The organism is Gilliamella sp. CG35, assembly GCF_046635745.1.
In the GTDB taxonomy this organism is placed as follows: domain Bacteria; phylum Pseudomonadota; class Gammaproteobacteria; order Enterobacterales; family Orbaceae; genus Gilliamella; species Gilliamella apicola_I.
Genome location: NZ_JBIDFH010000004.1, coordinates 114,310 through 136,528, shown reverse-complemented (window position 1 = coordinate 136,528; position 22,219 = coordinate 114,310). Strand labels below are relative to the sequence as shown.

The 22,219-nt window shown below is 34.9% G+C and carries 17 protein-coding genes; 8 read left to right on the top strand and 9 right to left on the bottom strand.

The genetic code is table 11. The features are described 5' to 3' along the window. The first annotated feature begins 1 nt into the window (after nucleotide 1). The 3 genes from moaE to ACGH4F_RS03145 all read left to right on the top strand — a co-directional run bounded on the left by moaE (nucleotide 2) and on the right by ACGH4F_RS03145 (nucleotide 3,198). Nucleotides 2-445 carry a molybdopterin synthase catalytic subunit MoaE gene (gene moaE, locus ACGH4F_RS03155; protein ID WP_411589949.1) on the top strand — a complete coding sequence of 148 codons (444 nt, stop codon included), beginning with the start codon at nucleotides 2-4 and terminating at the stop codon, nucleotides 443-445. Nucleotides 446-504: 59 nt separating this feature from the next. Then, entirely contained in the window at nucleotides 505-1,203 is a 699-nt protein-coding gene (locus ACGH4F_RS03150; protein ID WP_411589948.1) for a Bax inhibitor-1/YccA family protein, read from the top strand. A gap of 162 nt (nucleotides 1,204-1,365) precedes the next feature. Further along, nucleotides 1,366-3,198 carry a sulfatase-like hydrolase/transferase gene (locus ACGH4F_RS03145; RefSeq protein WP_411589947.1) on the top strand — a complete coding sequence of 611 codons (1,833 nt, stop codon included), beginning with the start codon at nucleotides 1,366-1,368 and terminating at the stop codon, nucleotides 3,196-3,198. Nucleotides 3,199-3,235: 37 nt separating this feature from the next. Here ACGH4F_RS03145 and sppA read toward each other — a convergent pair whose 3' ends face one another. From sppA to pcnB, 6 genes are all read right to left on the bottom strand, one after another. Then, nucleotides 3,236-5,083 carry a signal peptide peptidase SppA gene (gene sppA / locus ACGH4F_RS03140; protein ID WP_411589946.1) on the bottom strand — a complete coding sequence of 616 codons (1,848 nt, stop codon included), beginning with the start codon at nucleotides 5,081-5,083 and terminating at the stop codon, nucleotides 3,236-3,238. Between the two features lie 14 nt (nucleotides 5,084-5,097). After that, nucleotides 5,098-5,931: a bis(5'-nucleosyl)-tetraphosphatase (symmetrical) ApaH gene (apaH, locus tag ACGH4F_RS03135; RefSeq protein WP_411589945.1), complete on the bottom strand. Its 834-nt coding sequence runs from the start codon at nucleotides 5,929-5,931 to the stop codon at nucleotides 5,098-5,100. A 4-nt stretch (nucleotides 5,932-5,935) separates the two neighbouring features. Continuing rightward, complete coding sequence (gene rsmA / locus ACGH4F_RS03130; protein ID WP_411589944.1) at nucleotides 5,936-6,733, bottom strand: 16S rRNA (adenine(1518)-N(6)/adenine(1519)-N(6))-dimethyltransferase RsmA; 798 nt, start codon at nucleotides 6,731-6,733, stop codon at nucleotides 5,936-5,938. Further along, nucleotides 6,726-8,039, bottom strand: a complete 1,314-nt coding sequence (gene surA, locus ACGH4F_RS03125; protein ID WP_267352387.1) for a peptidylprolyl isomerase SurA — start codon at nucleotides 8,037-8,039, stop codon at nucleotides 6,726-6,728. Before surA ends, rsmA begins: the two co-directional genes overlap by 8 nt. Nucleotides 8,040-8,113: 74 nt before the next feature. Beyond that, nucleotides 8,114-10,471: an LPS assembly protein LptD gene (gene lptD, locus ACGH4F_RS03120; RefSeq protein ID WP_411589943.1), complete on the bottom strand. Its 2,358-nt coding sequence runs from the start codon at nucleotides 10,469-10,471 to the stop codon at nucleotides 8,114-8,116. A gap of 74 nt (nucleotides 10,472-10,545) precedes the next feature. Continuing rightward, nucleotides 10,546-11,880, bottom strand: a complete 1,335-nt coding sequence (gene pcnB, locus ACGH4F_RS03115) for a polynucleotide adenylyltransferase PcnB (protein ID WP_411589972.1) — start codon at nucleotides 11,878-11,880, stop codon at nucleotides 10,546-10,548. A gap of 462 nt (nucleotides 11,881-12,342) precedes the next feature. On the opposite strand from pcnB, the gene oxyR reads away from it, so the two are divergent. Both oxyR and fabR read left to right on the top strand, forming a co-directional pair. Beyond that, on the top strand, nucleotides 12,343-13,269 hold the full coding sequence (gene oxyR, locus ACGH4F_RS03110) for a DNA-binding transcriptional regulator OxyR (RefSeq protein ID WP_411589942.1): 927 nt from the start codon (nucleotides 12,343-12,345) through the stop codon (nucleotides 13,267-13,269). Between the two features lie 45 nt (nucleotides 13,270-13,314). Continuing rightward, nucleotides 13,315-13,959 carry an HTH-type transcriptional repressor FabR gene (gene fabR, locus ACGH4F_RS03105; protein WP_267352383.1) on the top strand — a complete coding sequence of 215 codons (645 nt, stop codon included), beginning with the start codon at nucleotides 13,315-13,317 and terminating at the stop codon, nucleotides 13,957-13,959. 91 nt (nucleotides 13,960-14,050) lie between these two features. On the opposite strand, the gene pntB is transcribed toward fabR, so the two are convergent. Both pntB and pntA read right to left on the bottom strand, forming a co-directional pair. Then, complete coding sequence (gene pntB, locus ACGH4F_RS03100) at nucleotides 14,051-15,451, bottom strand: Re/Si-specific NAD(P)(+) transhydrogenase subunit beta (protein ID WP_267352382.1); 1,401 nt, start codon at nucleotides 15,449-15,451, stop codon at nucleotides 14,051-14,053. A 15-nt stretch (nucleotides 15,452-15,466) separates the two neighbouring features. After that, nucleotides 15,467-16,999: a Re/Si-specific NAD(P)(+) transhydrogenase subunit alpha gene (gene pntA / locus ACGH4F_RS03095; RefSeq protein ID WP_411589941.1), complete on the bottom strand. Its 1,533-nt coding sequence runs from the start codon at nucleotides 16,997-16,999 to the stop codon at nucleotides 15,467-15,469. 575 nt (nucleotides 17,000-17,574) lie between these two features. Here pntA and ACGH4F_RS03090 point away from each other — a divergent pair. Continuing rightward, nucleotides 17,575-18,963 carry an MFS transporter gene (locus ACGH4F_RS03090; protein ID WP_267380434.1) on the top strand — a complete coding sequence of 463 codons (1,389 nt, stop codon included), beginning with the start codon at nucleotides 17,575-17,577 and terminating at the stop codon, nucleotides 18,961-18,963. Nucleotides 18,964-19,010: 47 nt separating this feature from the next. Here the strand turns inward: ACGH4F_RS03090 and ACGH4F_RS03085 are convergent, their stop codons facing one another. Then, a complete protein-coding gene (locus ACGH4F_RS03085; RefSeq protein WP_411589940.1) occupies nucleotides 19,011-19,736 on the bottom strand; it encodes a DUF4198 domain-containing protein in 726 nt (241 codons plus the stop codon). Nucleotides 19,737-20,121: 385 nt separating this feature from the next. Here ACGH4F_RS03085 and mukF point away from each other — a divergent pair, with 385 nt between their 5' ends. Both mukF and mukE read left to right on the top strand, forming a co-directional pair. Then, nucleotides 20,122-21,444 (top strand): chromosome partition protein MukF, encoded by a 1,323-nt coding sequence (mukF, locus tag ACGH4F_RS03080; RefSeq protein ID WP_411589939.1) that lies wholly within the window; start codon nucleotides 20,122-20,124, stop codon nucleotides 21,442-21,444. A 43-nt stretch (nucleotides 21,445-21,487) separates the two neighbouring features. Then, entirely contained in the window at nucleotides 21,488-22,219 is a 732-nt protein-coding gene (gene mukE, locus ACGH4F_RS03075) for a chromosome partition protein MukE (protein ID WP_411589970.1), read from the top strand.

Sequence of the window (22,219 nt, the reverse complement as noted above, 5' to 3'; positions counted from 1 at the left end):
AATGGAGATAATTAAAATTGACGATGAATCGATTAATACTAATGACATTATTAGCTGGCTTTCTGAATTACCACAAGATGGTGCGGTGGTAACATTTATTGGTAAAGTTCGTTGTACAGAAAAAAAGACCATTGGACTTTATTTAGAGCATTATGCGGGAATGACAGAAAAGGTATTGAGCAATATTGTTGTACAAGCTAGACAACGTTGGCAATTGAGTCGAATCGCTGTCATTCATCGAGTGGGTGATATTAAAACTAATGAAAAAATTGTATTTGTTGGGGTGAGTAGTGCACATCGCTCAGATGCATTTGCGGCAGCTGAGTTTATTATGGATATATTAAAAAATGAAGCACCATTTTGGAAAAAAGAAAATACTATTGATGGTAATAATTGGGTTGAAGCAAAAAAATCTGATGTTGATGCATTGAAAAAATGGTATTAATTACTATTTACTATATAATAGCTATGTTATGTCAATTTATTTTTAATGAGAGGTAAGGAATGGCAGGATATACTCCTAATGGTTCAATTATTGAACAATCCGGTAGCCGTGTGCAAACATATATGAGTCATGTTTATGGTTGGATGACGGTAGGTTTGCTTTTAACGGCAATGATTGCGTGGTTTGCATCAACGAATGTGCATCTTATGCGAGTATTATATAACATAATGTGGGTTCTATTGATTGCTGAGCTTGGATTAGTATTTGTTATCTCTGGTTTAATTAACCGATTATCAGGTGCAGCGGCGACAACATTATTTATGTTATATTCAGTCTTAAATGGTTGTACTTTTTCTATTTATTTCCTTGTTTATACCTCATCTTCAATAGCAAGCGTCTTCTTTATCACTGCGGGTATGTTTGGTGCACTTGCATTTTATGGGTATACGACAAAACGTGATTTATCCGGTTTTGGGCGTTTCCTATTTATGGGATTAGTTGGTATTATTATCGCTTCGATCGTAAATATATTTTTACAAAGTGAACCATTAATGTGGGCAGTAACCTATATTGGTGTTTTTGTTTTTGCAGGGTTAACAGCGTATGACACTCAAAAATTAAAAGAATTAGGCGAAAACATATCACAAGATGACCCAAATATGTTTAGACGTTATGTTATTCTTGGAGCATTAACGCTTTATCTTGATTTTATCAACTTGTTTATTTTGTTGTTAAGAATTTTTGCTGATCGTCGATAGTTTCAAATTTATTCATATAGTAAGGGCTCTTTTGAGCCCTTATTGCTCTCGTTGTAATCCAACTTTTAAGCATCAACTTTTCTGTAAATGGAATTTTAATTATATCTTACTGTATTATCTAATTGATATATGGCTGAATATTTTTAAAAGTAATCAATTATTATGAAAAAATTATATACATTTATTTTAATCAATACCTTTATCTCATCCATAATTGCAATCAGATACTTTTTGATACCAGGAATCACGTTTTCATGGCAAAGTGGTTTTTTTTCATTTTTTGCCGTGTTAGGGCATTTTTTTTCATTATATCTTCTGATTTTTTTGATTCTCGTTTCTTTAATTTGGTTAAAAAAATGTTATTTTAATACTATTGCTGCTTTGTTGGTTAGTTTAGCGCAGATAGTATTATTTTGTGATACGATTGTTTTTCAACAATATCGCTTTCATATTAATCAATCGGTTCTTTCATTAGTCTTTTCTGGACAAGTGGTAGACTTTTCAACTATTACTTATATTGTAATGTTAGCACTTGCCACTTTAGTATTTTGTATCGAATTACTTATTCTGTGTTTTTTAGATAAAAAGATGACTAAATCAAAAGATCATCGAAAGAAGACACGAATGATTGTTATAGCCACAATCATGTTATTGGGTTCTGCGTTAATTAGTCATGTAATCCATATGGTGGCTTTCTATTATGCTTATTCACCCATTATGGTAGTTAAAGAGTATCTTCCTCTTTATCGTCCCTTTACTTCAAAAAAAATCATGGGTTTTTTTGATAAAGCAGGGGAGCGTAAAGTGATTAATCAGTACACTAAATCAAGTGCAAATATCTATTATCCTAAAAATAGTTTAGTGATTGATCCTGAAAATAAAGAAAAAATGAATATTATGTTTATTGTCTTAGATTCATGGCGTTACGATACTTTCAATGAAGATAATTCACCCAATACCTATCGATTTGTTAAACAAAATAATGGTGTCATTTTTGATAATCATTATTCAACAGGTAATGCAACCCGTACTGGAATTTTCGGATTATTTTATGGTATCCCTGGTACTTATTGGGATGCATTTTTGCGTAATAGTATTCCTTCACTTTTCATTACTACTTTACAGGAACAAAATTATAATATTGGTATTTTTACCTCTGCTAAAGTTTCGTCTCCTGAATTTGACCGCACAGCATTTGTAACCATTAAAAATTTGAGAATTAGCAGTCCAAATGGTACGCCTTCATATCGTGATAAACAGATGACCAATGATTGGCTAGCTTGGTATCAAAATCGGGATACCTCTAAACCGACTTTTTCGTTTTTATTTTATGATGCTCCTCATGGTTATGATTTTCCGAATGACTTTGAAGTAAAGTATAAACCCGTAGGCGATATAAATTATATCACCTTGAATAATAATACTAATCCACTGCCAATTCTTAATCGTTATAAACAGAGTGTCTATTATGATGATTATTTGATGCAAAATATTTATGATGAACTAAAAAAATCGGGAACACTCAATAATACGTTAATAATTATTACGGGTGATCATTCTCAAGAAATCAATGATAATGGACTAGGGTTCTGGGGGCATAATGGGAATTATACCGATGCACAAACTAAGGTGCCTTTTATTATCATTGGAGCGAAAGATCTAAAAATTCTTCAGGAAAATAGTCAACGTTTGACAAGTCATGAAGATGTTGTACCTTCGTTAATGAAACATTATTTACATGTTCAAAATGACATATCTGATTATTCAACAGGGTATGATTTATTTAGTCCAATCACAGATAGAAATTGGTTGTTAATGTCAAATTACAGTTCTTATGCGGTACGAACGTTGGATAATATCTATTTTGTTAATCGAATGGGTATTAGCCATTATATGGATTCACGAAATCATGAAGTTGATCAAACGCCAAACTATCAATACATTCAAGATGCGATGAATAAAATGCGATACTTTTATCAGGAAGGTAATAAATAAAATTATGCCACCAAAATTTTGGTGGCATAAGATGATGTTATTTAACATCAGCACAATTCAGACAATAAATATAGCGATTTTGTTTATCGGTAAATTTATCCCATAAAGAGACTTGTTCACGAATTTGTTTTATTTCAGGAAGTTTTTCAAATAAAACTTCCGCCGTTGATTTTGGTAACATAGCAATCATATCTGAATAAAAGGCACTAAACCAGTTGACTTCCGGTTTTTGCCAATCAATTCGATAGTCAGTTAAATTAGCTAACGTTGCGGCGATTTCAATGGCATCATCAAAATCACCTAGTTTATCTACTAACCCATTTTTAAAGGCTTCTTCACCTAGCCAAACTTGGCCTTGACCAATTTTATCCACTGCTTCTGTGGTCATTTTACGTGATTTTGCCACCAAAGAAATGAATGTACTATAACCATTATCAATATTCATCTGTATGAGTTGGTTCATCTCTTCAGGCAAGTTTTTAGCAAAGTTATTATTTGCCAATGGAGAAGTTGACACGCCATCACTATAAACCCCTATATGAGAAAGCGAGTTTTCGAAAGTTGGAATCATTCCAAAAATACCAATAGATCCAGTTATCGTATTAGGGCTAGCAACAATATAATCCGATGCAGTTGAAATCCAGTATCCTCCTGACGCAGCCATACCACCCATTGAAACCACAATAGGAATTTGATATTCATGTAATGCTTCAAGTTCGCTACGAATGGCTTCTGATGCTTCTACACCGCCACCAGGACTATTGACTCTTAACACAACAGCTTGAATGTTATTGTCGGTTAAATTTTCACGAATTGTTCTGAGTTGATCAACAATTTCTTGACTGCCGGCGATATTGCTATCATTTTCACCATCTGAAATCGTACCATTCACAAAAATTATAGAAATAAGCGGTTTAGAAACTGAATTAGTATCCTGTTTTTTATCATCTTTTAATTTGTAGTCATAAATACTGACTTCAGGTAAATCTTTACCTTTTAGAACAAATTCATAAAAATCTTGTTCAAAAAGGTAATCCGATTTTACGAAATCCACTAAACCATTTGATAACGCATACTGACTCATGCTGCCATTAGCCTCGTGCAATCTAGTTAGCATGGTTTCCGGACTAGGAACCAGTTGTGATGGTGCTTGTTTTCGTTGGGAAGCAATATCATTTAAATAATTATTCCACATCAATGTTAACCATCTTGTGGTATTCGCTTTTGCTTCAGCAGACATATCATTACGGATAAAAGGCTCGATAGCTGATTTGTAGGTACCAACACGGAAAACATGCGTGTTCACTTTTAAATTATCCAGTAAAGTCTTGTAATATAGGTTATTAGCAGCAAGCCCATAGACATTAATGGCACCTTGCGGGGTAAGAGAAATTTTATCAGCATAACTTGCTAAATAATATTGGCTTTGATTAAAGTTTGTGCCTGAGGCATAAATGGGTTTATTCGCCTTTTTAAATTTAGTGAGATATTTACCTATATATTGTAGTGAACTCAAATCTGCCCCAACAAAATTATCTAATCTTAATACCATATTTTCAATATTTGGATCTGCGGCAGCTTGATCTATCTTTTGTGTTAATTCAAATAAACTGTTTTCTCGAGCAAGATTTACTCGTTTTCCATATATCTTGTTTTGTAAATGATAAATATCATCATTATAAAGTGTGCTATCAACAATAACACCTTCAAGATCTAAAACTAATGTGCCATTTTGTGGAACGTCGTCTAAACTTTGTGATTCTTTAAATAATGCAATAAAACTTGAAATGAGTAATATGGCAATCAAGAATATAATGTTAAAAAAAAGCTCTCTTAGGAAATTGATAACTTTCCATATGGATTTAATGACGGATAAAACAGACATAGTAAATGACCCTTTCATAATGATTTATCTAATTTTTTAGCTTCAATATTTCTTTTCTTAAAATACTTCTTATCTTCAAATCTTAAACAAGTTAATTTTCCACCCCAACAACATCCCGTATCAAGTGCAAAAATATTTTCTGGCGTACCTTTACCATTCAGTGCCGCCCAATGTCCAAAAACGATACAATATTCAGGCGGTATTTGGCTAGGAATTAAAAACCAGGGTTTAAGTTTGGTTGGCGCTTGCTCAGGTGGTTTTTTATAATAAAAATCAAGTCGACCATCATCATAACAAAATCGCATACGTGTTAACGCATTGGTGGCATAACGTAGACGATCAAAACCTTGTAATTCAGATGACCATTCATCCGGAAAGTTTCCATACATTTTGTCAAGAAAGAGGGGATAAGAATCACTAGATAATATTTTATTGAGATCATCAGCACATTTTTTTAATGTTTCCATATCCCACTGCGGTGAGACACCTGCATGGGTCATAATGATTTTTAACTTTTCATCAATTTGAACTAAAGGCTGTTTACGTAACCAGTTCATCAATTCATCATAGTCTGGTGCATTGATCACCTCTTCAAGATTATCTTTCTTTTTAGGCGGCGTAACATTAGCATAAACTGATAACAAATGAAGATCATGATTACCTAATACCAGCCGAATTTGGCTGGTATTCGTTTTGACAAATCTTAAAACTTCTAATGATTTAGGACCTCGTGCTACAAGATCACCTGTTAGCCATAACGTATCGGTTGAGGAAAATCCAGCTTTTTCAAGCAATCGCATAAACTCATCATAACAACCATGAATATCACCGATAAGTAAGTTTGCCATGACATCATTTCCATGCGTTGGCAAGCTGGCAATATTGCTGCACAGTTAAATTTTCAGCTCGTAGCGTTGGATCAATATCTAATTCAATGAGTTGTTCTACAGAGAACATATTGGATAAGCTATTACGAATCGTTTTACGTCTTTGGTTAAAGGCTTCAGTAGTTAATCGAGAAAGTTTCTTAACATCATTAACTAAGTAAGGTTTTTGCTTATAAGGGATTAATTTAACTACCGCCGAATCAACTTTAGGCGCAGGTTTAAAAGCACTCGGAGGAACTTCTAAAACGGGAATGATTTGGCAATAGTATTGTGCCATAACACTCAATCTACCATAATCTTTGCTATTCGGCGCTGCGACCAAGCGTGTAACCACCTCTTTTTGTAGCATAAAATGCATATCAGTGATGATATTTGTAAATTCAAAAAGGTGAAACATTAAAGGTGTGGAAATATTATAAGGTAAATTACCAAACACGCGTAATGGTTTACCTAATTCAGTTGCAAGTATATTAAAGTCATAATTAAGTGCATCTTGTTCGATTACGGTCAACTTGTCAGTTAATAAAGGATTTTGTTTTAGTCTTTCCGCCAAATCACGGTCAATTTCTATGACAGTAAGGTGATCGACAAGTTTACTCACGGGTATAGTTAGTGCTGCAAGACCAGGCCCAATTTCAACAAGTGCCTGATCTTTATTAGGTTGAATTGCGGCAACAATACTTTCAATAATATAATCATCATGTAAAAAGTTTTGCCCAAAACGTTTACGGGCAAAATGTCCTTGGTGAACTCGATTATTCATTATCATCTACACCTTTGATTTTGATATATGCGTCACCTTTTAACTCTTGAATCCAGATTTGAGATTCTTCAGCAAATTTACGATTAAATATAAGTCGATAAGCATGATCTTGTTTTGCTGATTCGGTTTTGTCTGCCTTTCTGGTATCGAGTAGCTGAATTAAATGCCAACCATAAGCAGATTGAACAGGCTGACTGATTTCACCTTTTTTAAGTTTAAGTAATCCATTTTTAAAGCCGGTATCATAACGTTCTGGCATACTCCAACCTAAATTACCGCCGTTATCGGCTGAACCGGGATCTTCAGAATACGCTTTCGCTGCTGCTTCAAAAGTGGTAGCACCACTCACGATTGCTTTTCGAATGTCTGTTAATTTCTGTTTAGCTATTTGGTCTGTAACAAGGACATTTGTTTTAATCAAAATATGACGAGCATCCACTTCTTGAACAGTAATTGCTTTTGGTTTTTCAGTGCGAGTATCATCAACTTTTAAAATATGTAATCCTACCCCAGAACGAATTGGTCCTATGATGCTATCCTTAGGTGCACGAACTAAACGTTCTTCAAATATCGTTGGTAGCTCGTTGAGTTTACGCCACCCCATGTTACCGCCTTTTAAGGCAAGATCATCGTTTGAATATGAGGCAGCCAGTTTAGCAAAATTTTCGCCTTTTTTAGCTCGATTGATTACATCCCGTGCTTTTTCGGTTGCAACATCAACTTGTTGTTTAGACGCTTTCTCAGGAATAGCAATTAAAATGTGACTAATCTTTACGCTTAAATTATTCGTGAGTTGTTTGGTCAAACTTTTTGATAGATTTTCCACTTCTTTGTCAGAAATATTGATACGATGTCTAACTTCATTCATACGGGTTTGATCAATTAGCATATCGTTATGAATACGTTCACGATAAGCTGAATAACTAATTCCCATCGTTGATAACTTACTGCGTAATTGATTGACGGTCATGCCATTTTCACTTGCAATCTGAGCTATTGCTTTAGTTACTTCATCATCACTGACTGTAATTTTAGCTTTAGCTGCTTTTTGTAATATTAAGTTTTCAACAATTAAACGATCAATGATTTGTTGACGAAGTATTTTATCATTCGGTAAATTGTTAGGATTTGTGCTTGCTTTAATGGTTTTAAGCATTTCTTGAACATCACTTTCTAAAATGACGTTATTATTGACAACAGCAGCAACCTGCTCAATAACGCGTGGCGCAGCATTTGCTGTTAAAGGATTAAGCAAACCAATACTTAAACTTAAATTTAACGCAATAATTAGTTTTAATAATTTCATATTTTTAACTCATTTTTTTGCTATAGTGTCATTGCTATAGTAATAAATTAATTGATTATGTTTTTTTGAACAATTTATTCAAACGCTGAGACATAAGGAAGTTTGCCGTAATTTAACATTTTTGCTTTTGCGTCACTTCGGCGTCCAAATCCTTGTAATTCAAAGTTTAAAGACAATTTATTTTCATATTTACTTTTATGCGTATCGATATTCCAATCAGTTAGTTTTCGTCCATATTGCACTGTCATCCCCCAACAACAGTCGCTGTAATGTAATCCAACAAACCCATCGACCATTTGTCCTTTTTTGACATCATGATAATACGACCCAACTGCTGAAACTGTTTCAGAGAGTGGCCAAGTAGTCATAATACCAGTTTGAGAAATATTTTGCTTATAGTTATTATAAATCGAGTTTAAATCAACCGTATCGATGTATTTATGATTTGCATAACGGTATGATAATTGAATTAATTTATTAGTCGAAGGACGATATTCAAAAATACTGTTGGCTAATGATATTGCATCAAGGCGAGTATCATATTGCACCCCACCTCTAAATACAATTTCATCTGAAATTTGCCAAAAGTTGTCTGCTGCCCAAGTTATACTACCCGTATCAGAATTTCTATCCAATTTGGTATTGTTTTCACTGGTTCTTGATTTAGTAAAATACGTGGTTTGCCCAATCGAAAAATTGAATCGTTCAACTTTATTTATATCATAGAAACGTGTTGTTATACCGGTTGAAATTTTATTAGTAGATGGAATTCGGTCTAGACCACTATAAGGTTGATCCCTAAATAATCCGATATAGTCTGATTGGAGTAAGGTAGAATCATAATTTAATATATTCGATTGTTTCTTATAAGGTATATAAATGTATTTTACACGTGGCTCTAATGTTTGGGTATAGCCTTCAATGAGGGTTGTATCTCGTTCAAAAATAATTTTACCATCAACCGATATTTTGGGTATAAATCGACTGACATTTTTATCAAGATTTTTGAAACGGTTACTATTACTTGGTAAATCTTGATTGTAATAAGTGGCCATAAAACCAGCTTCAGTTGATATCGAAGACCAAGAATTAGTTAACGTATAGTTTAATGTTGGTTCGATGTGAGTACGCCAAGTTTTAGGTTCATTTTTTCCTTTACTTACAAAATGACTGATTTGCGCATAGTTTTTAAATTTAAATGGCCCGAAATCATAATTGTAATAGGTAATATCTAACTGAGGTTGAGTTTGATAAAGATTATCTTTTAAATTAGTACGGAAAGTCTGAAAGTTTAATTGGCTTAATGTAATGTCCCAATTTTCGTCGTTATAACCCAACTGATAAAGCTGAGAAAGGTAACCCGCCGTTGATGAAACATAATCGGAATCTAAATCCGAAAGATATTGGTTATCACTGACACGTGTAGCATTAATTTTTAGTCGCCAATTGTAATTAATCAGTTCATCGTTTTTCCAATAAAATAACCAGCGTTGACGATTATCATCATAATTAATACCATTGGCTTTATTATCACGGTCTTTATTATATTGACTGTCATGTTGTAGCCAATCAAAGGCAAGCGTACCAGCACCAAGTTCGTTAAGATAACGGAATTCAGTCTTTAATTGAAATCCTCTTTTTACTAGGATTCTTGGTTGAAAAGTTGCATCATAGTTAGGTGCAATATTCCAATAAATAGGTAGCGAAAAATCAACGCCATCTTTGTTATTAAAGCTAAGATTCGGCATTAACAAACCTGAGCGTCGTTTATTTCCGGTAGGTAATTGTAAATAAGGTGAATATAAAACAGGTACTTTTCCCACTCGAAAAACCGCATTCCAAACTTCAAGCAATTCTTCTTTGTTGTCATGAATTACGGTTGTACCCTTGATACTCCAAGTATTGTTATCAACAGGACAAGACGTAAAACTACCATTTTTCAAGATCACATAACGATTATTCTCAAGTTTGATTTCATCGGCTTGACCTCGACCAAGGCGATTTACTAAATGGTATTTACTTGATGTTATTGCAGTATTGTTATTATTAAGATTCATCGATGCATGATCGCCTTTCATTTGAATTAAATTATCTTGATAATTGATACTGCCATCGAGGGTGACGGTTTGGGTATTATTTTCTGAGTTTATTGTCACTCTATCGGCTTTTATAACCCGATTGCCTTGTTCAATTGATACATTACCCTTGTAAGTGGCTGTATTTGGATAATTAGCTTCAAATTCGTTTGATTCAGCATTAACCGGTAATGTATTGATATTACCATTGACTAATGGTCGATCAAATCTAGGCACATTATTTAGACATTGAGCGTTATTGCTATCAGATTTTGGCAAAGCAATAGCGTAACAAACATTGTTATATAAGGAAAAAACTATGGTTAATGTGATTAGTGATGGCGTTAATTTTTTCATCAATGATTAAAATTAATTATGTTTTTTATAATTAACACATTATAACGGTTATTTATAAAAGTGCGAATGAAAAATTAACGTTTTCCTTTGCGTTTAAATGTTTTATTGAGTTGTTTGACCATGATTACTCGTTTTTCAGGCGATGTAAATTGAAATTCATCCCACCATTTAGCCAGTTCAAGTAATTCGCCTTTTTCAATTGATGCTCGCATTTCAAGAAGATCATAGGCAGCACGAAACTTAGGATTTTCTAAAATTGCAAATGCTCGCTTGCCTTCTCTTTTCTTCATGCGTAGCTGTAAACGCCATATATCGCCCATAATAGAGGTTAACCGTCGAGGGATGGCGAGCACTTTACATTGTTCAGCAAGAACATCGTTAATAGCAACAGAAAAAGCGTCGTGAAATTGCAAACCACCTTCAATACAAGTCAATTGTGTTTGCTCAATAATTGGGTACCAAAAAAATGCAGCAAACAAAAATGCCGGATTAACCCTTTTATTATTAGCAATGCGATAATCGGTATTTTTAAGAACTTGCTCAATGATTTTTTCTAAAAAGCTATTTTGATTATTTGTGAACAATCGGTTAATAGCTGGAAAAAGTTGTTCAAAAAGATGATATTCTTTTAATAATTTATAAGTTGCGTAACCATTTCCCGTTTGTAAAAGTTTGAGCGACTCATCAAAAAGTCGAGCAGCTGGAATATTTTTCAATAATGGTGCTAGGTGCTTAATGGGTTTTGCTGTTTGTGCTTCAATTTCCATATCCAATTTAGCGGCAAAGCGTACCGTTCTTAACATCCTGACCGGATCTTCTCGGTAGCGTACTTGAGGATCGCCGATTAAGCGAATTAGACCTTTTTGTAAATCTGCAATACCGCCACAATAATCACGTAAGCTAAAGTCTTTTAAACTGTAATACAGTGCATTTATGGTGAAATCCCGACGGATAGCATCTTGCTCTATGGTTCCGTACACATTATCGCGTAATAACATTCCGGATTGCGAACGTCTAGACATATTGGTTTGATCCAATTGATTATCATGTTCACCACGGAAAGTTGCCACTTCAATAATTTCTTTACCAAACATAATATGGGCAAGTCTAAAACGTCTGCCAACTAAACGGCAATTACGGAAAATCTTTTGTATTTGTTCTGGTGTCGCATTGGTTGTAATATCAAAGTCTTTTGGCTTTTTGCCTAAAAGAAGATCCCGAATACACCCTCCAACTAAATAAGCCTCATACCCTTGTTTATTTAATCGATGAAGTACTTTAAGCGCATTTTCACTTATCTCTTTGCGAGAGATATTATGTTCATTACGAGGAATGGACACATAATGTGATTCAGGGTGTTTATCATGGCAAAACATTTTACGATAAAAGCGGGAAACTTGTTTAAAAATAGCGCACCTCAAAATTTGTTATAAATTGTAAACCAAATATAATGCCGAATTATAGCCTAATTGAATTTAACTTTCCACGGCTCAAACCAATAACTATTAAGTAATCATTAAACTCCTTGAATAAGTCGTCGTAAAACAGTCAATGATTTTTCTATCTGATTTTTTTAAATACAATTATCAAAAATAACATTTATTTATATAGTACAATATAGTAATATCGTTCAATCAAAACGACTTATTTAATTTCGTTTGTATCTATGTAATATCATGGAACTGATTATAATTATTTAAACTTATACTTGAATTTTTTTGAGTTAATTGTAGGGAAACAATAATTTCCAGCAACAGACACAACGTTAAAACATGATTACAAGACATTTTTACCGTTAATTTTTATACTGCAATTAAGTTCCCAAAATCACTTGAGTATATACTATTAACTGATAACTTATCGGGGGCATTATGAATATTCGTGATTTAGAATATTTTGTTTCTTTAGCTGAATTCCGGCATTTTCGTAAAGCAGCTGATGCTTGTAATGTAAGTCAACCAACCTTAAGTGGACAGATCAGAAAATTGGAAGATGAACTTGGCGTAATGTTGTTAGAACGCACTAGTCGCAAGGTTTTATTTACTCAAACTGGCATGATGCTTGTAGAACAAGCCAAAGAAATATTACGTAATATCCAAATTTTGAAAGAGATGGCAAGCCGCCAAGGTGAAGAGATGTCAGGGTCAATGCATATTGGATTAATTCCCACCATTGCACCTTATTTATTGCCTCATGTCATCACGGTTTTACATGAATCTTTTCCTCAATTAGAACTTTATTTACACGAAGCTCAAACGGCCAATATTGTTGCACAACTTGAAAGTGGTAAACTTGATTGTGCGATTGTTGCTCAAGTTAAAGAGACAGCACAATTTATTGAATTACCTTTATTTGATGAACCAATGTTCTTAGCTGTACCTACAAATAGCGATTTAGCTAATCAAAAAACCATCAAGCTTTCAGATTTGAAAGGGCAAAAATTCCTCATGTTAGAAGACGGACACTGTCTACGTGAACACGCTATGGGTTATTGTTTCCAAGTTGGAATCGACGAAGACAAGCAATTTAAAGCAACAAGTCTTGAGACTTTACGCAGTATGATTTCAGCCGGTCGTGGAATTACTTTATTTCCTGAGTTAGCCGCGCCAAACGAGCGAACTCGTGATAATATTTGTTATATCCCTTGTACTGATCCTGTTCCTTCACGAAGTATTGAGCTGATTTATCGACCAGGTTCACCATTACGGTCTCGTTATGAAACCATTGCTAAAACAATTCGTGATCATATGCCAAAAGTATTTGCTGAAAAAGAAAAATTACTTAACGTGGCGAAATAATTATTTTAGAACGAATCAATTTATTTAAAGTTATTAAAAATAAAAATGAAAAATAGCAAATCAGGTGGCGTGCGTGCAAAACAAAAAGAAAAAACACGCCGTAGCTTAATCGATGCAGCATTTAATCAACTTAACGCAGAGCAAGGTTTTGCAAGTTTAAGTTTGCGTGAAGTTGCACGTGAAGCAGGTATTGCAGCGACCTCTTTTTACCGTCATTTTCGAGATATGGATGAGTTAGGTTTAGCAATGGTTGACGAAAGTGGTCTAACACTTCGTCAATTATTACGTCAAGCTCGAAAACGTATTGAGAAAGGAGGCAGTGTCTTACGCACCTCTGTCACAACTTTCATTGAGTTTATTGATAAAAATCCGAAAGTTTTTTTGTTATTACTACGTGAAAAAGCCGGAACCTCATCAGCTTTTCGCTCCGCTATCGCTCGCGAAATACAACATTTTATTGTTGAACTGGTTGATTATCTTGATAATGCCAATAACATGCCCCATTACTATAATGAAGCTCAAGCAGAGGCAATGGTAACCATTGCATTTAATGCGGGTGCGGAAGCAATTGATTTTGATATCGTTCAACGTCAGGAACTTATCGAAGATCTGATATTTCAACTTCGTATGGTTTCACGTGGCGCCTATTATCTTTATCATAAAGAACAAATCAAACTCGAAAATCGCTAATTTAATTTTTTTATTTAATAAAACCTATAATTTGGTTATAAAAAACTGCGGTTTAAACCGCAGTTAAATAAAATGATTTAATCAATAATCATTACAGATTCTGTAATACTTTTTCAACACTATCTTTCGCATCGCCAAATAACATATAGCTATTTTCTTTAAAAAATAGTGGGTTTTGTACGCCTGCATAACCCGTATTCATTGAACGTTTAGAAATAATCACCGTTTTCGCTTTCCAAACTTCAAGTACAGGCATGCCTGCGATAGGGCTATTTGGATCTTCTTCTGCCGCAGGGTTAACCGTATCATTTGCACCAATGACCCAAACAACATCTGTATCAGGAAAATCATCATTGATTTCGTCCATTTCTAGTACGATATCATAAGGGACTTTAGCTTCTGCTAATAATACATTCATGTGACCTGGTAAACGTCCTGCAACGGGGTGAATCCCGAATCTTACTTCAATTCCCATACCACGTAGTTTTTCTGTAATATTACTGACAGCGCCTTGTGCTTGCGCAACTGCCATACCATAACCTGGTACAATAATGACAGAACGCGCTTCTTTTAACGTTTGTGCAACTTCAGCAGGTTGCATTTCACGATATTCACCTTGTTCTTCATCAGTAGTGTTAGCTGAGCTACCGTCAGTACCAAAACCGCCTGCAATAACGCTAATGAAAGAGCGATTCATTGCTTTACACATAATATAAGAAAGAATGGCGCCTGAAGAACCAACTAATGCGCCGGTAACAATTAATAAATCATTACTTAGCATAAATCCGGCAGCGGCGGCAGCCCAACCTGAATAGGAGTTTAACATCGAAATAACCACAGGCATATCTGCACCACCGATAGATGCAACAAGGTGGAAGCCAAATACGAATGCAATAATGGTCATGGCAAGTAAGCAGACCAGTGCGCCAGCGCCTGTTTTTAGCTCAATGAACGTAAACATTAAAATGATTGAGACAACAATTGCAGCTAAATTCCAATAATGTTTATTTGGAATAGATAACGGTTTTGAGCTAATGCGTCCATTAAGTTTGCCAAATGCGACAATAGAACCTGAGAATGTTACTGCACCAATAAAGACACCGACAAAAATCTCGACTAAATGGACGGTCATTTCACTACTATGGTATATCAGTATTGCACTATTTAAATCTAAAAAGCTATTTAAACCAACAAGTACTGCTGCCATCCCAACAAAGCTATGAAGTAATGCCACCAGTTCAGGCATTTGCGTCATTTCGACTTTTTTGGCTAGGTATAAACCAATAGCAGCACCCAGAATCATGGCAATAATGATCCAATGCAATCCACCTTTAATACTTGCAACGGCAGCAATAAGTGCAATAGCCATGCCGATCATACCGTAAATATTACCAGATTTAGCTGTCTCTTGATTTGAAAGTCCACGTAGACTAAATATAAAAAGTAATGCAGCAATCACATAGGCTGCTTGAATAATTCCATTACTGAACATTATTGATACTCCCCTCTATTTGCCACGTTGGAACATTTTTAGCATTCTTTGAGTAACAAAGAATCCACCAAAAATATTGATGCTAGCAATCAAAATAGCTACAAAGGCAATGGCAGTCGTTAAACCATTATCATCACCAATTTGCAATATGGCACCGACTAAAATAATGCCTGAAATCGCATTTGTTACAGACATAAGTGGTGTATGTAAAGAGTGGGTGACATTCCAAACAACGTAATAACCCACAACACAGGATAAGGCAAAAACAGTAAAATGCCCTAAAAAGCTTTCCGGAACTGAATTAGCAATCCAAAAATAGGCGATGATTAACAGAGCCAGAATTCCAAATTTTTTTTGTGGTGTTATTCGTTTCGGTTCGGGTTTTACAACAGGCGTTGTCGCTTTTTGTTGCGGTTGAGCCGACACTTGTATTGGTGGTGCAGGCCAAGTGATTTCTTTATCTTTAACCACTGTCACACCACGAATAACAACATCATCAAAGTTGATATCAATATTACCGTCTTTCTCTTTAGCAAGCAGTTTTAGTAAATTAACAATATTCGTACCATAAAGCTGTGAGGCTTGTGCAGGCATACGATTAGCTAAATCAGTATAACCAACGATTTTAACGTTATTATTGGTTTCAAAAACTTTACCTGGTTTGGTTAATTCGCAGTTACCACCTGTTAGTGCCGCTAAATCTACAATCACACTACCTGGTTTCATTGATTCTACCATTTCTTTAGAAATCAACTTCGGCGCAGGTTTACCGGGGATAAGAGCGGTTGTGATGATGATATCCACCTCTTTGGCTTGTTCAGCAAATAAAGCCATTTCAGCTTCAATAAAAGCTGCTGACATTTGTTTTGCATAGCCGTCGCCTGAACCGGCTTCTTCTTCAAAATCTAATTCTAAAAAATCAGCGCCCATACTATTAATTTGTTCGGCAACTTCAGGGCGAGTATCAAATGCCCGAACAATTGCACCTAAACTCACCGCTGCACCGATTGCAGCAAGACCGGCAACACCGGCACCAATGACTAAAACTTTTGCTGGTGGGACTTTACCTGCAGCGGTAACTTGACCGGTAAAAAAACGACCAAATTGATTTGCCGCTTCAATAACTGAACGATAACCAGCGATGTTAGACATTGAACTTAATGCATCAAGTGATTGTGCTCGTGAAATACGTGGCACACAATCCATTGCCATGACTGTTATATTTTTGGCAGCAAGTTTTTCCAATAACTCTTTATGCTGAGCAGGATAAATATAGCTAATGAGAGTTGATCCTTCTTTCATCAACGCGATTTCTTCATCAGTTGGTGCGTGAAATTTAAGAATTAAGTCATTTTGCCAAATATCTTGAGTATTTTGAATGGTGGCTCCAGCATCAATGAAAGCTTGGTCTTCGAAATGAGCAGCATGTCCAGCACCTTGTTCAACTGAAACTGTAAAACCAAGTTTTAACAGTTGTCCAACAGTTTGTGGTGTAGCAGCAACTCTTGCTTCATTGGCTAACCGTTCTTTAGGTATACCGATATGCATTGCGTTACGTCCTTATGTTAAGTGAGCTTGTAAATGTTTCTCGATTTTAGCATAAATTAGCGACGGTGCGAGTAGGGAATTTATTTTTTATTATCGAAATATTAATATTAAATTTAATAATAATTGGATTTTAAATCTGTGAATTAAAATTAAAATATTTACCCTGCAACCAATGTGATTAAATCTTTTTGATAGTGAACTAATTAAGGAAGAAATAGATGTGTTAGTTTACCTAAAATTGATCATTCCTTCTACTGATAGCTTTGCATTTATTAGAAAGAAAACAGGTTTAGTTGGCTTGTGATTCATCGTATAAAACTTGGAATTTATCAGAACACTCAATAAAAATAGTTCAATTAAAAAGATTTATGGAAAAATCAGTAAATAATGCTGGCGAGATAAAACGTTAACCTATCCCAATTGATACTAAATCGTTGGGATTTTTAGTGTCAGTCTTATAAACACAAAACAGTGTTGTTTTGATTTATACGTAACAATTAATAGCCCTGTAATTTGCTGTTGAGGTTATGGTAAAACCAAGTATTGTCCAATAATAAGTATTAACGAGGTAAAATATGGCCGAATTAAGCCAGAAAAAAAATAGTATGCTAACATTAATGTTTGCATTGCTTGCTGCTTGTGTAGCATTTCAACTCAATGCGAGTATGTTAAGCCCAGTATTAGTCACTATTGCTAAAGAATTAGGTTCTAACGACGCTCAAGTCGGATTATCCCAAACCGCTTTTTTTACCTCTGCTGCACTGTTTTCATTATTTTTACCCCGTTTAAGTGATATAAAAGGTCGTAAAAAAGTCTTAACGATTATGTTGTTTATTATGACATTAGGTACGGTGCTTGCAGCGGTTGCCCCGAATATCGTTGTATTATATATTGCGCGAATTATTCAAGGTGTATCAGGGCCAGTCGTTCCACTTTGTTTACTGATGCTCAGTCATGAAGTTAAAGATGTCAAAAAATATGGCATGTTAATGGGCATTGTGACCGCTGTAAATGGCGGTATTGCTGGCATAGATGCAATTGCCGGCGGTCTGCTTGCAACTTATTGCGGTTTTCGTTCGGTGTTTTGGGTCATTGCGATTGCCGCAGCGCTATCCACCTATTTTGTTCATCGTTATGCACCTGAGTCTAAACCTTCTGAAGGAACCAAAATGGATTGGTTAGGCGTGCTGTTCATTGTGCTTACCGTTGCTGCATTGTTACTAGCGCTAAATGAAGCAGGGAATTTAGCCCTTGCCAACTGGTTTAAAGTCATAGGATTAACTATTTTTGCTGGTATCTGTTTTATTCTATTTTGGAAAACAGAAAAAACCAGTAAACAACCATTAGTAACGATAGTACATTTAAAAACCAGAGCAACTTGGGCAATATTGTTAACCACACTATTAACTATGACAGGGATTTTTGCCGTGGTTAATGGGTTAGTGATGTCATTAGCGCAAAATACTGAAATCGGATTTGGTTTAGAAGCTGATTGGGCTTCACTTATTTTATTAACACCTTATGCCTTAATTGGGTGGTTGATAGGGCCATTTTCTGGACGTTTGGCGCCAAGTTTAGGTTACAATAAGGTACTTAAATTAGGTTTAATAGGATGTGTCATTAGTCAATTAATGATCATGTTCTACGGGATTGATTCACTACCGATATTAATTATTGGTGTTATTGCATTAGGTATTTTTTATGCAGGAATGGCGAATATCATTTTAAATGGTCTTGGTATAGTCTTATCGCCTAAAGAAAACTTAGGTTTTCTGCCAGGCATGAATGCAGGGGCTTTTAATTTAGGTGCAGGATTAAGTTTTGCTTTATTGCCTGCTGTACAAATGATAAGTGGTTATACCGTTAAGGGTTATTTTAATGGAATGTTATTAGGATTAATCATTACAATTTTAGCCTTAGTTTGTAGTTTCTTTATTCCTCGACCTGTCGAAGCTGAAGTATAAAATCAAGATAAAAACGGGATTTTTTAATCCCGTTTTTATTGTTTAAATTAATCTTCTTCTGGCATGAGTGTAAAAACTAATGTTGTAAAAAATTTTTCTTGAGTCGCAAGTTGGCTATCTTTTAGGGGAAAACCTATTTCGACACCTACTACGTTTAAGCCTTGATTAGGAATAGTAATGGTCGCTTGACCTTTATCATCAGTTATAACCGTTTTATCTAGATTATTAACGACATCGATAATAACAGCAGTATTTGTTAATGGCTGATTATCTTTATAGACAGTTACAAGTAAATTATCACCGCGTTTTAATTGGGTTGGATCAACTGCTGGTACTATTTGTAACGGAATATCTTCAACCCGTTTAGGTGCGTTGACGGATGATAAATAATTGACACTGTATTTAATGGCATGGGTTCCTTTACTCGCTCCTTCTACTTTATTCATCGGAAGATTAACATATTTACCCTGTGCATTTTTAGTCCAATAACCATAATCAAAACCAACCGTTACAACAGCGGTATTTTCTGTCGGTTCAACGGTCACATAATTTTGATGTTTTTTTTGATTAATCGGTAAAGAAGTCCAATTACCATTATAAGCATGAATCTTTTTTACATATTCCGTTTGATAACCATTATCTAACGGGCCTTCACCTAAAACGATTTGCTTTTGATCAACCCGATTAGCGATCCAAATACCATGAGCAGAAAGCGATTGTGATATCATACAAGTAACACTTCCTGATAAGATGAGTACAAATAATTTACGCATGATAAAAATCCTTATATTTTATGAAAATGATAATCATTATCATTATCATATCGATATAAAAAAAGTCAATGCTATTTGTGTAATTATTGATCATCAAAAAATGTTTAATATGATAATTAAATATAAAATATGTTTTGTTCGTTTTTGATCGCTTTAGTAATAAAATAATTGCATTACAATTCTTGAATATAAATAACCAAATTGTGTTTTTATTTTTTTGATATATAAAAACATATTATGAATAACAAATCTTAAACTTGCTATTTTTAACTATTACAATTTGTTATATAATCAAAAGTATTTTGTCCTTAACGCAATATATTGTCTTACTCATTTATATTTAGGGCGCATTCAACAATTGAGCATCTATTAATAAGGAACCACTATGATGGATTTTTCCCAATCAGTGCCAGAACTGGTCTCTTGGGCAAAAAAAAATGATTTTTCAATTAATTTGCCAGTTGAACGGCTCGCTTTTTTATTGGCGATAGCCGTCTTAAATAGCGAACGCTTTGATGGTGAAATGACTGAATCTGAATTAATTGATGCTTTCAGGCATGTATCACAAATTTTTGAACAGAGTGAAGATACCATTGCTGTTCGAGCAAATAATGCCATTAATGATTTAGTACGCCAGCGATTAATTACGCGTTTTGCTAGCGAAATGACGGATGGTTATTCAATTTATCGTTTGACCCCTTTAGGAATTGGCATTTCGGATTACTATATTCGTCAACGAGAATTTTCTACGTTACGTTTATCAATTCAGCTTTCTATTGTTGCTCAAGAGCTAAAACGTGCGGCTGATGCAGCACTTGAAGGTGGTGATGATCTTCACTGGCATCGTAACGTTTTTGCACCCTTGAAATACTCCGTTGCAGAGATTTTTGATAGTATTGATATTACCCAACGGGTAATGGATGAGCAACAAGCGGATGTAAAACAAAATATTTCGGCATTATTGAGCCAAGATTGGCAAGCAGCAATTAGTAGTTGTGAAGGCTTACTCACTGAAACGTCACAAACATTACGAGAATTGCAAGATACGCTCGCCGCTGCGGGCGATAAACTCCAAGCAAGTCTGCTCTTGATTCAAGATGCAACCATGGATAATCCTGAACTTGATAAAATCAATAATGTGGTTATGGATTTACAAGGCAAACTTGATCGCATTATGGGCTGGGGACAAAAGGCGATTGATCTTTGGATTGGTTATGATCGCCATGTTCATAAATTTATCCGTACCGCTATTGATTTAGATAAAAATAGAGTCTTTTCACAGCGATTACGTAAATCAATACAAGGCTATTTCGATTTACCATGGTCACTTATTTTTGCCAATGCTGATCGCCTACTTGATATGCGTGATGAAGAACTTGCACTACATGAAGCAGAAGTAACAGGTGAATTACCTTCAGAACTTGAATTTGAAATGATTGAAGAGATTCAAGAACACATTATTGCCCATATCGAACAAAATTTATTGGTCTTCAAACAAGAAAATAAACCACTGGATATGAGTATCGCTATTCATAGTTATCTAGCACAGTTCCCTCGGGAACAACATTTTGATATTGCAAGATTATTTATCGATCAGGCTATTCGTTTAGGGATTGCCGAAAATGATTTACTCGGTATCCCTGCCGAATGGAAACCTATTAACGATTATGGAGCTAAGGTACAAGCACATGTCATCAACAGATACTAAAGATTTAGAATTAGAACAAACAGCTCATCATCTTGATGAAGTCATGGGGCACATTGCGTCAAGTTCCCAAGCATCTATCGATAAATATATGCCCGTTAAATTAGCACAGGCAATTGCCAATCCTCTTTTTCCTGAGCTTGATAGTTTATTGCGTTCCGGACGTCATATCGGTATAGATGAACTGGATAATCACGCCTTTTTAATGGATTTTCAACTCGAACTGGAACAATTTTATCAACGTTATAATGTCGAATTAATTCGTGCACCAGAAGGCTTTTTCTACCTTCGTCCTCGTTCAACAACATTAATCCCCCGTTCGGTATTATCAGAACTTGATATGTTAGTTGGTAAAGTTCTTTGTTACTTATATTTAAGTCCTGAACGGCTAGCGCATGAAGGTATTTTTACTTTACAAGAACTCTTTGATGAACTTGTTTCGTTAGCGGATGAAAGTAAATTACTTAAATTAGTTAATCAACGGTCGACTGGATCAGATTTGGATCGGCAAAAGCTATTTGATAAAGTCAAAACTGCACTTAATCGATTACGTCGTTTAGGCATGATATTTTTTATTGTAGGAAATGACAGTAGCCGTTTTCGTATCAACGAATCTATCTTCCGTTTTGGTGCAGACGTGCGTAGTAGTGATGATGCACAAGAAGCGCAATTACGTTTAATTCGAGACGGTGAAGCAATCAAAATCGAATCATCGCTTATCCTAGACGATGATAATAACGAAGAACAAGAAGAAGATGTTAATGAGGAGATTGAATAA

Excerpts from the sequence above, each read along its gene's own strand:
- lptD (WP_411589943.1), bottom strand. The coding sequence starts at position 10,471 with ATGAAAAAATTAACGCCATCACTAATCACATTAACCATAGTTTTTTCC.
- ACGH4F_RS03090 (WP_267380434.1), top strand. The coding sequence starts at position 17,575 with ATGGCCGAATTAAGCCAGAAAAAAAATAGTATGCTAACATTAATGTTT.
- apaH (WP_411589945.1), bottom strand. The coding sequence starts at position 5,931 with ATGGCAAACTTACTTATCGGTGATATTCATGGTTGTTATGATGAGTTT.
- ACGH4F_RS03145 (WP_411589947.1), top strand. The coding sequence starts at position 1,366 with ATGAAAAAATTATATACATTTATTTTAATCAATACCTTTATCTCATCC.
- rsmA (WP_411589944.1), bottom strand. The coding sequence starts at position 6,733 with ATGAATAATCGAGTTCACCAAGGACATTTTGCCCGTAAACGTTTTGGG.
- mukF (WP_411589939.1), top strand. The coding sequence starts at position 20,122 with ATGATGGATTTTTCCCAATCAGTGCCAGAACTGGTCTCTTGGGCAAAA.
- oxyR (WP_411589942.1), top strand. The coding sequence starts at position 12,343 with ATGAATATTCGTGATTTAGAATATTTTGTTTCTTTAGCTGAATTCCGG.
- mukE (WP_411589970.1), top strand. The coding sequence starts at position 21,488 with ATGGGGCACATTGCGTCAAGTTCCCAAGCATCTATCGATAAATATATG.
- sppA (WP_411589946.1), bottom strand. The coding sequence starts at position 5,083 with ATGTCTGTTTTATCCGTCATTAAATCCATATGGAAAGTTATCAATTTC.
- moaE (WP_411589949.1), top strand. The coding sequence starts at position 2 with ATGGAGATAATTAAAATTGACGATGAATCGATTAATACTAATGACATT.
- ACGH4F_RS03085 (WP_411589940.1), bottom strand. The coding sequence starts at position 19,736 with ATGCGTAAATTATTTGTACTCATCTTATCAGGAAGTGTTACTTGTATG.
- pntA (WP_411589941.1), bottom strand. The coding sequence starts at position 16,999 with ATGCATATCGGTATACCTAAAGAACGGTTAGCCAATGAAGCAAGAGTT.
- fabR (WP_267352383.1), top strand. The coding sequence starts at position 13,315 with ATGAAAAATAGCAAATCAGGTGGCGTGCGTGCAAAACAAAAAGAAAAA.
- ACGH4F_RS03150 (WP_411589948.1), top strand. The coding sequence starts at position 505 with ATGGCAGGATATACTCCTAATGGTTCAATTATTGAACAATCCGGTAGC.
- surA (WP_267352387.1), bottom strand. The coding sequence starts at position 8,039 with ATGAAATTATTAAAACTAATTATTGCGTTAAATTTAAGTTTAAGTATT.
- pntB (WP_267352382.1), bottom strand. The coding sequence starts at position 15,451 with ATGTTCAGTAATGGAATTATTCAAGCAGCCTATGTGATTGCTGCATTA.